The organism is Rothia mucilaginosa, from assembly GCF_964211445.1.
Lineage (GTDB): Bacteria > Actinomycetota > Actinomycetes > Actinomycetales > Micrococcaceae > Rothia > Rothia mucilaginosa_E.
In genome coordinates this window covers 1-1,343 of the sequence record NZ_CAXOQT010000054.1, presented here as the reverse complement: position 1 = coordinate 1,343, position 1,343 = coordinate 1, and the positions used below count along the sequence as shown (strand labels likewise).

Annotated in this window: 1 protein-coding gene; it reads left to right on the top strand. The window is 60.8% G+C overall.

Annotated features, from left to right (window positions below):
* A partial coding sequence (locus AB8E48_RS08890) for an S-layer homology domain-containing protein (RefSeq protein WP_368886470.1) occupies positions 1–1,343 on the top strand: 1,343 nt, incomplete at both ends.

The window sequence follows — 1,343 nt, the reverse complement described above, 5'->3', positions numbered from 1 at the left end:
ATGAGCGCCGACCACGTCGCTCAGGACTGGACGACCGGTCAGACTCTGATTGCCGGTAAGCGCCAGTACATTGCGAGCGCTTCTGGTCGCCTGATTTTCTCCGAGAACGGCCGCGAGGCGATTCGCCAGTCGATTCACGTGGCGCCCAAGCCTGTCTCGAAGATGCGTGTTGATGCGTCCCGTATTGATTACAAGGGCATTGCCGATAAGGAGTCCACGGTGACTCTGCGCGGTACGACCCTGAACCAGGGCGGTTACCGTTCGCTGCTGGGCGCTTTTGAGCTGGGTGCGGTCAGTGACCGTATTCCGTCCGGTCAGCTGAAGCTGCCATCGAACCAGTCTGTTGACCTGCAGTATGTGGGTGCCGCCTCAGATGCTCCGGCGTTGAAGGCTGCCGGCAAGAACCCGAACGATGGTTCTCTGTTCTTCGGCATTTCGACCTGGGGTACTTGGGATAGCATGCACTGGGGCCGTCAGGTACAGGTGCAGATCGACACCAACAACGACTCCACCGCAGATTACGTTCTGGAGGTGACCCGCGAGAAGGGTCTGGACTACCCGCTGGTGAAGGTCTGGTCTATCTCCGGTAACGCATCCTACGTGGTGGCACGCTACCCGCTGAACAGCGCCTGGGGTGACACCGACACCAACATCATGGACACCAACACCATGATTCTGGGTGTGCCGCTAAAGGACCTGGGCCTGACCGCTGAGAAGGCTCAGAGCATCAAGTACACGGTGCAGACCGACACCTGGTACAACGAGGGCAACTCCTACGTGGACACCACCTCCGCTATCGAGTACTCCCCCTTCAACCCCGGTGTTTGGTTCACCGGTGAGGAGTCGGGCGTGCCCGGCCTGTTCGTGGACCGTGACGGCGGCCAGCTGACCGTTCACCGCAAGAACAACAACAAGGAGCGTCAGGCACTGTTCCTGCACATGCACAACGCGACCGGTGACCTGAGCGGCCGTAAGACCGCTAACGGTGTTGCCGCTGGCGACCGTGCGCAGGTCGTGAAGGTGGCTCGTACCCTCCACGATGCACGCTTCACCGACGTTCCGGCGGATAACCAGTTCTACCGTGAAATCACGTGGATTGCTGCCCGTCAGATTGACCGCGGCTACCCGGACGGCACCTTCCGCCCGCTGAGCAACATGGACCGCGCAACCATGGCGGCGTACTTCTACCGTATGGCTGGTTCGCCGCAGTACACGGCACCGTCCACTCCGAGCTTCTCGGATGTTCCGCTCAACCACCCCTACTACAAGGAGATTGAGTGGATGAAGGCTCAGGGCATCACCACCGGCTGGCCCGATGGCACCTACCGCCCCGAGGGTTCGGT